This is a genomic window from Corynebacterium sp. HMSC077D03 (assembly GCF_001808545.1).
GTDB classification, from domain to species: domain Bacteria; phylum Actinomycetota; class Actinomycetes; order Mycobacteriales; family Mycobacteriaceae; genus Corynebacterium; species Corynebacterium simulans.
Map to the genome: position 1 here is coordinate 1 of NZ_KV793673.1, position 7,309 is coordinate 7,309.

9 protein-coding genes and 4 tRNA genes are annotated in these 7,309 nt (G+C 55.7%); 4 read left to right on the plus strand and 9 right to left on the minus strand.

The window, feature by feature from the left end; genetic code table 11:
• Positions 1–89 precede the first annotated feature (89 nt).
• Positions 90–1,358: a UDP-N-acetylglucosamine 1-carboxyvinyltransferase gene (murA, locus tag HMPREF2888_RS03385; RefSeq protein WP_061924465.1), complete on the minus strand. Its 1,269-nt coding sequence runs from the start codon at positions 1,356–1,358 to the stop codon at positions 90–92.
• A 76-nt stretch (positions 1,359–1,434) separates the two neighbouring features.
• Positions 1,435–2,274, minus strand: coding sequence for an acetate metabolism transcriptional regulator RamA (gene ramA / locus HMPREF2888_RS03390; RefSeq protein ID WP_061924468.1), 840 nt, complete (start codon positions 2,272–2,274; stop codon positions 1,435–1,437).
• 257 nt (positions 2,275–2,531) lie between these two features.
• On the opposite strand from ramA, the gene cysK reads away from it, so the two are divergent.
• Positions 2,532–3,467 carry a cysteine synthase A gene (cysK, locus tag HMPREF2888_RS03395; protein ID WP_061924471.1) on the plus strand — a complete coding sequence of 312 codons (936 nt, stop codon included), beginning with the start codon at positions 2,532–2,534 and terminating at the stop codon, positions 3,465–3,467.
• 73 nt (positions 3,468–3,540) lie between these two features.
• The gene (gene epsC, locus HMPREF2888_RS03400) at positions 3,541–4,104 is read left to right on the plus strand and encodes a serine O-acetyltransferase EpsC (protein WP_096337004.1); all 564 of its coding nucleotides are present in this window, start codon (positions 3,541–3,543) and stop codon (positions 4,102–4,104) included.
• A 70-nt stretch (positions 4,105–4,174) separates the two neighbouring features.
• Here epsC and HMPREF2888_RS03405 read toward each other — a convergent pair whose 3' ends face one another.
• From HMPREF2888_RS03405 to HMPREF2888_RS03425, 5 genes are all read right to left on the minus strand, one after another.
• Positions 4,175–4,465: a GNAT family N-acetyltransferase gene (locus HMPREF2888_RS03405; RefSeq protein ID WP_061924476.1), complete on the minus strand. Its 291-nt coding sequence runs from the start codon at positions 4,463–4,465 to the stop codon at positions 4,175–4,177.
• Between the two features lie 54 nt (positions 4,466–4,519).
• Positions 4,520–4,592, minus strand: a tRNA-Phe gene (locus HMPREF2888_RS03410).
• 21 nt (positions 4,593–4,613) lie between these two features.
• Positions 4,614–4,687, minus strand: a tRNA-Asp gene (locus HMPREF2888_RS03415).
• A 446-nt stretch (positions 4,688–5,133) separates the two neighbouring features.
• A tRNA-Asp gene (locus tag HMPREF2888_RS03420) sits at positions 5,134–5,210 on the minus strand.
• A 48-nt stretch (positions 5,211–5,258) separates the two neighbouring features.
• Positions 5,259–5,331 (minus strand) — tRNA-Glu (locus HMPREF2888_RS03425).
• A 94-nt stretch (positions 5,332–5,425) separates the two neighbouring features.
• Between HMPREF2888_RS03425 and HMPREF2888_RS03430 the strand changes: the two genes are divergently transcribed.
• Positions 5,426–5,758 (plus strand): metal-sensitive transcriptional regulator, encoded by a 333-nt coding sequence (locus HMPREF2888_RS03430; protein WP_061924479.1) that lies wholly within the window; start codon positions 5,426–5,428, stop codon positions 5,756–5,758.
• A gap of 122 nt (positions 5,759–5,880) precedes the next feature.
• Here the strand turns inward: HMPREF2888_RS03430 and HMPREF2888_RS12705 are convergent, their stop codons facing one another.
• Positions 5,881–6,459, minus strand: coding sequence for a hypothetical protein (locus tag HMPREF2888_RS12705; protein ID WP_141744814.1), 579 nt, complete (start codon positions 6,457–6,459; stop codon positions 5,881–5,883).
• 3 nt (positions 6,460–6,462) lie between these two features.
• Positions 6,463–7,038 carry a hypothetical protein gene (locus HMPREF2888_RS12710; RefSeq protein WP_141744815.1) on the minus strand — a complete coding sequence of 192 codons (576 nt, stop codon included), beginning with the start codon at positions 7,036–7,038 and terminating at the stop codon, positions 6,463–6,465.
• Between the two features lie 70 nt (positions 7,039–7,108).
• On the opposite strand from HMPREF2888_RS12710, the gene HMPREF2888_RS12955 reads away from it, so the two are divergent.
• Positions 7,109–7,309 (plus strand): hypothetical protein (locus HMPREF2888_RS12955; RefSeq protein ID WP_210386800.1); only part of this gene is annotated, 201 nt, incomplete at its 3' end.

Below are 7,309 nucleotides of genomic sequence, written 5' to 3' on the forward strand. Positions count from 1 at the left end.
TTAGCCCCCACCCCACAAACAACACAAATCCCCAGTACACACCGCATTTTTAGGTGCATACTGGGGATAAACAGGGCGTCGTAAAGCGCTTAGTACGTCTCCGGCTCCTGTGTGCGCTTGATGTCAGCGCCCAAACGCGAGAGATTCTCAACGAAGTTCGGGTAGCCACGATCGATGTGGAAGACATCGTGAACGGTGGTTACTTCATCTGCGCACAATGCGGAGAGCACCAACCCAGCGCCGGCACGAATATCGGAGCTCCAAACGTGGGTGGAAGAAAGTCTCTGCTGACCACGAATGACAACGTGGTGGCCATCCACCTGCGCATCGGCGCCGAGACGGAGCATCTCATCCACGAAACGGAAGCGGGATTCGAAGACGTTCTCCGTGATGACCGTGGTGCCTTCGGCAACGGCGGAAAGGCCAATCGCCATCGGCTGCAAGTCAGTTGGGAAACCCGGGAATGGAAGCGTTTGGTAATCCACCGCAGTTGGTCGGCCGTTCATGCGAACGCGAAAGCCGTTGTCATAATCTTCGATTTCGGCGCCAGCGGACTTCAGCTTCTCCAGCGGCAGGTGCAGGTGACGCGGCGCGATACCGCCGACGGTGATATCCCCCTGCGTCATCGCTGCAGCATAGGCCCAGGTGCCGGCAACAATGCGGTCACCGATTACCCTGTGTTCGGTGGGATGCAGCTTTTCTACGCCGCGGATCGTGATGGTGGAGGTGCCTTCGCCCTCGATATCTGCGCCCATCTCCTTGAGCATCATGCACAGATCAACGATCTCTGGCTCTCGGGCTGCATTACGCAAGACGGTCTCACCGTCTGCGAGGACAGCGGCGGTAAGAATGTTTTCGGTTGCACCGACGGATGGGAAGTCCAAGCGAATGTTGGCGCCGTGGAGCTCATCGGCCACAGCTACGACCGCGCCATGCTCAATATGGGTACGTGCACCCATCTTCTCCAGACCCGATTGGTGCATATCCAGCGGGCGCGAACCGATGGCATCGCCACCGGGGAGGGCAATCTTCGCATGACCGCAGCGAGAGGTCAGCGGTCCCAGCACGCAAACAGAAGCGCGGAACTGACGTACAGCATCGAAGTCCGCGTTTGAGTGGAGCTTTTCGGGGACGGTAATCGTAACGACGTCGCCGTCGATAGTTACTTCGCAGCCTAGGCCTTCTAGAACCTTGCGCATCAACGGGACGTCGAGAATCTGCGGGCAGTTGGTCAACGTCGTGGTGCCTTCCGCCAAAAGCGAGGCGGCCATGAGCTTCAGGACGCTGTTTTTCGCGCCATCAACCACAACCGTGCCTTCGAGCCGTGCACCACCAGAGACAATAAATTGGTCTTTCACATCTTCCTAAACTACCGGATGCCCCTGAAAAACTTCTGCAAGTTTCAGGGGCATCCGGGTAGAAGAACCATGTATATCAGGGCAATGCGCCGATACGGCGAGCGGCATTGACCGCTTCATAACGGGTATGCGCACCGAGTTTGCGCATCACGGAGCGCAGATAGGACTTCACGGTCTCTGCACCGATGCCCATTTCCTCAGCCGCCTCGACGTTGGTGTGGCCAAGCGCCACGCAAGACAGGACATCAAGCTCACGGGCGGAAAGCTTCGTAGACTGCTTAACGCGGACCGGAGAAACCATCTGATCGCACAAAGCCTCAAGTTCCTTGCGCAGATCCTCGTCGTCTACGCGGTTAGCCAACATTCGCAGCTTGGAGTGCGTGGAGCGCACCTGCTCCCACTCCGCGCCATTCATGACGTGGCCGCGGGCAGCGCCGCCCTTACCGCCATCGGCGCGGCGCATCGCGGAATTAACCGCCAAATCCTGCTCCAGACAACGGGCGGTCATGGTTACTTCCTCAATAACCTTGTCTCCCAAACGCACTGGAGAGTGAACGCCGACGTAAAGGACACCGCGGATCTCACGCTGCACCGTGACCGGAACAGCCACGATGGAGTGCAGACCTTCGTCCTGGATGTAGCGGTCATTTTCATGCGAAATGGTGGTCGCACGAGCGTAGTCCGAAACACCTACTGCACGGCGCGTGCTGACAACACGGCCGCCCACTCCGACTCCGGCGTCACTGATCAGGTTTTGCAAAGCCGGCGTGCGCAGGCCGACCCACTGGGTGATCTGCAGACGATTATCGGGAAGCAGGGTTCCGTACATCGTGACGGGAATGCCGGTTGCGGTCTTCAGGGAAGACAGTGCGGCGCGTACGGCTTCGTCGTCATCTTTGAGGCGATGCGGCTCCATGAGAATCTCTCTCCTAGTTGGGGGTAACCAGTAGGTGCACCCATACCCACCATGCGATTCGGGGGTAAAAGAACACGTTCCCCGCAGTATAACCGGCCAATGGGGGTAAGAATAAATCGCCTTACTGCCAAAGCGCGATCCAAATCCCACAGCCAGTGCCCGAATGATCGGTTCAGAAGTTATGTACCGCTTTGTCTAGTAGCGTGGTGTACAGTAGCTAGGGTACGCACGAAGATATTTTCCAAGGAGTCCTCAAAGTGGCTGTCTACAACAACATTCTGGAAACCATCGGCAATACCCCACTGGTTCGCCTGAACCGCCTGACGGAGGGCCTCGGCGCAGAGGTGCTGGTGAAGGTCGAATCCTTCAACCCTGCTAACTCCGTTAAGGACCGCATTGGCAAGGCTATTATCGACGCCGCGGTAGAAGCCGGCGAGCTCAAGCCGGGCGGCACCATCGTCGAGGCCACCTCCGGCAACACCGGCATCGCGCTCGCCTTCGCTGGCGCCACCCTTGGCTACAAGGTCATCCTCACCATGCCGGAGACCATGTCCAACGAGCGCAAGGTGCTGCTGCGTGCTTATGGCGCAGAGATCGTCCTGACCCCAGGTGCAGCCGGCATGAAGGGCGCCGTCGACAAGGCGAATGAGATCATCGCCAACAACGACAACGCCATCCTGGCTTCCCAGTTCGCCAACGAGGCAAACCCGAAGATCCACGAGGCAACCACCGGCCCAGAGATCTGGAACGACGCCGAAGGCAAGGTTGATGCTTTCGTCGCCGGCGTCGGCACCGGCGGCACCGTCACCGGTGTTGGTCGCTACCTGAAGTCCAAGAATGCCGACCTCCACCTAGTTGCCGTCGAGCCGGCTGACTCCCCTGTTTTGTCTGAAGGCCACGCTGGCCCGCACAAGATTCAGGGCATCGGCGCAAACTTCGTCCCAGAGGTACTAGACCGCGAGCTGCTCGACGAGGTCATGACCGCCACCAACGAAGAGGCAATTGAGACCTCCCGCAAGCTAGCTACCGAGGAAGGCCTACTGGTGGGCATTTCCGCCGGCGCAAACATCTCCGCAGCACTCAAGCTGGCTGCTCGCCCAGAGTTTGAGGGCAAGACCATCGTTGCGGTTCTGCCGGACTTTGGTGAGCGTTATGTCTCCACCGTCCTGTTTGAGGACATCCGCGAGGCATAATTTTCCTGTCGTTTGAATGAAAAGCACCCATCTTGTTGGTGGGTGCTTTTTCTTTGCCAGTAGTATGTACCACATGAACGTCCTAAAGATGATTCGCGAGGATTTGGCGAATGCCCGTGACCATGATCCCGCGGCCCGAGGAGATGTGGAGAACGCCATAGTCTACTCTGGCCTGCATGCCATCTGGGTGCACCGCATCTGTCATTGGATGTGGAAGCGCGGTTGGCGCGGCCCTGCGCGCATCCTTGCGCAAATCAATCGCTTCTGGACCGGAATCGAAATCCACCCTGGAGCCACCATTGGACGTCGGTTCTTCATCGACCATGGCATGGGAATCGTCATTGGCGAGACCGCCGAAATCGGCGAGGGCGTGATGATCTATCACGGCGTCACGTTGGGCGGCCAGGTGCTCACCCAAACCAAGCGCCACCCCACTGTCCAAGACAACGTCACGATTGGCGCTGGCGCCAAGGTGTTAGGCCCCATCACCATCGGTGAAGGCTCTGCTATTGGCGCAAACGCAGTTGTCACCAAGGATGTGCCAGCAGAGCACATTGCTATTGGTATTCCAGCAAAGAACCGTCCGCGTAAGAAGGAAGAGCGCATCAAGCTCGTCGACCCCGACTATTACATCTAGCTGTTGCTTTGCGACGTCGCCAAGCGCGGCAAAGTGGGCCCCACACGAACGTGGGGCCCACTTTTAGGTTTTAGTTCTCGAGCAGGTGCTGGTATTCCGGGTTCTTCTCGATGAAGCTCGCGACGGCAGAACAGCTGGCGATGACGCGCTTGCCGGCGGTGGATTCATCCTCCAGAGCGGCCTTGATGAGCGGTTTGGACAGGCCTTGGCCTTGGAAGCCCTCGTGGACCACGGTGTGGTGGAAATCGCGGGTTTCTGCAGTGTCGACGTACTCCGCGAAGCCGGCCTCTTCCCCATCGACGGCAATTACGAAACGGGAGGCGTCAGTTTGGTGTGCAACAGAAGTAGTCATGTGGCCCATTAAACCATTTCTGCAAACCAAAAGAACCCCCTTCTACAGAAGGGGGTTGATTTGTGGCCAGAGCCAGGATCGAACTGGCGACCCCACACTTTTCAGGCGTGTGCTCTACCGACTGAGCTATCTGGCCAGAAGCCACAAGTGACTTCGGCGACCCTGACGGGACTTGAACCCGCGACCTCCGCCGTGACAGGGCGGCGCGCTAACCAACTGCGCCACAGGGCCATTTTTCAATTTTTCGTACCTCATTGGGCACGGATAGTTACTTTACACAACGTTGCTGAAATCAAACAAATCTGCAGTTTAACTGCGGTTTTCTCTACTCTTGCGCACCAGTTTTTCAAAAGGCCGCATGAGGCAACGCAAAATATAGGCAGGCGCACACGCAAAGATTTCAGGCCAAGCCATATAAGGCGCTGTAAAGGCGCGTGCGCTTGCCGACGCCGCCTCTTCGAGCCGAGCCACACCTCACGGCTTCAGCGGCCCTCTACGTCGCCATAAAGACGTTTTTGAAGCACGCGCCGCGCCTCTAAGCCCCGCGCCGGTGAAACAACTCCCCCACCCCAACTCACCCCTACACAGTGATGGCCCCAGTAGATCTCGAGCGGGGACTTAAACGAAAGAAAGCAAAAGAAAAAGCCGGCTCCATCACTGGAACCGGCTTATCAATATGGCGACCCTGACGGGACTTGAACCCGCGACCTCCGCCGTGACAGGGCGGCGCGCTAACCAACTGCGCCACAGGGCCATATTGAATTTTGACCTTTAAAAGGTCGGCATGAAGCAAGAAGCTTCGTACCCCCAACGGGATTCGAACCCGTGCCGCCGCCGTGAAAGGGCGGTGTCCTAGGCCGCTAGACGATGGGGGCCCATTGCCTTGGAGCAACGTCTTAAAAATATACTGGAGTAATCGCGCGTTACAAAATCGCCCCGAAAGGAACCCCTAGATGAACGCAGAAAACCATGTCTGACCAGCAACATACCTGCGCCTGCCATGAGCCTCACGCGCACGGGTATAACGCGGATAGCAAAAACAAAGCGAGGTATTTGGCGCGTTTGAAGCGCATCGAGGGGCAAACGCGCGGCATCCACCGCATGATCGAAGAAGACAAATACTGCATTGACATCATCACGCAGATCTCCGCAGTAACCTCCGCGCTAGAAAATGTCTCTTTGGCCTTACTCGAAGACCATATTGAGCACTGCGTAGCCGGTGCCGCCGCCGAGGATGGTCAAGTGGCCCAGGAAAAGCTCGAGGAAGCCATGACGGCTATTCGCAAGCTGGTTAAGAGCTAACGCCCCCCAACCAACACATCATGCGAATCTTCAGCGACACTTCAAAGGTCTGACTAGATTGAGCATGAGCTCCCCCTAGCCCCTAGACAGGGAAAGGGGCAGCTCTAGCCTGCCGGCACTGACTAAGCTCCAGCCTGTTTGAATTTGTGCAAAGAAGGAATACTCACAAGGAGCGAAAGGCCACTTATTAAAAGTGGGACATGGCCTGGCGGGACAGCAAGAGCAAAAAGAACAAAACGCCATTTCGTTTCGGATGCCGATAGCCAAAGAGCCGTTTGCAAGACGAGTTGCGCTATAAGCAACAATGCGAGTGTATCCACGTTCAAATATTTGCCTGCGAAAAATGTTATTCCCATAAGGACGGTGGATACATAAGCAAACCTGACGCTTCCTACGCCGGTCAGGGAAAATACCCAAGGGACGCTCCACAAGACAACGAGAAGCGTGCTGTCTACGACTAACCACTTCCTTGGAGAACGAGCTTCTAGCTTGGAAAGCTGATTACGGAACAAAGTTACTGGCAACGCCGCATAAGCAAATGAACATATGGTACCTACATTCACCCCTGCAGTACCGCTAAGCCAGGGAATTCTTAGCAGCCAGCCTTCAGAGAAGGATAGAGCTAAACCAATAAACAACATCATCAGCAAGACCACAAAAATTCTGTGACCATGGAAGTACAAGAACGCAAATGATTTCACAGGCTAACCGCTAACTCTACAGGTCGACTGCTCGATACGTTGAACAACATCGCTTACGTCAACTTGTCGGTTAGGATCCCAAGGGAGGCCACTAACCGAAATTCCCAAATCTTTCGCCGGAATTCCACAAATTTGCGCATTTGCACGAATCAATTCCGCAGTTCCAACTTGATCCACAAACTCTCCAACGACTCCTTCCAGAGTTGGTTGGCTACTTAGGCTTAAGTGATCTTCTGAAAAATCTCCCCACACCACCGGTCGATTTGAGAAATCTCCCCACTCAGCTGGCACTATTTTAGAGAAGGCTTCCCGCGCTTGGATGTTCAGTAATATGTTTTCTTTTGGGACCTCCGGCCAAGCGCAGACATCCGAAACACAGACAATCTGCGCAGAGTCCCTTTGTACAAGGCCAAATTCTGTAAGTTTCTGAGCCCAAAACGTAGAACCTACGATAGCCAGAAGTCCTAAAAGCAAAGCTGCCATGTACAGCTTTCTTCGGTGCCTAAGCAAAGCCGCAGCCGAAACTACGAGCAGCGTCACTCCCACAATCCCCGCAACTGCTATACCGATTGCTTTCACATCTAGCGTTGTATCCAGAGAACAGCACGCCAAGAAGTCGCCAGCTAAATGCCTCAAAACCCCCGGAGAAGTGGCTGGAACGATCGCATACCAAGTATATGCAAGCGCAACCGCAGCACAGACAGAAATAAGAGGCTTAAGCGAAAAGCCAAGTGCGCTTCCAATCAACACCCAGCAAATACCTACGACGCATGAGTATGCCAACATCATCCAAAAGAACTTGGACGCGAACGATATCGATTTGAAGCGTCCTGGGTTTAGTTCCTACCTC

Excerpts from the sequence above, each read along its gene's own strand:
- ramA (WP_061924468.1), bottom strand. The coding sequence starts at position 2,274 with ATGGAGCCGCATCGCCTCAAAGATGACGACGAAGCCGTACGCGCCGCA.
- epsC (WP_096337004.1), top strand. The coding sequence starts at position 3,541 with ATGAACGTCCTAAAGATGATTCGCGAGGATTTGGCGAATGCCCGTGAC.
- HMPREF2888_RS03405 (WP_061924476.1), bottom strand. The coding sequence starts at position 4,465 with ATGGGCCACATGACTACTTCTGTTGCACACCAAACTGACGCCTCCCGT.
- HMPREF2888_RS03430 (WP_061924479.1), top strand. The coding sequence starts at position 5,426 with ATGTCTGACCAGCAACATACCTGCGCCTGCCATGAGCCTCACGCGCAC.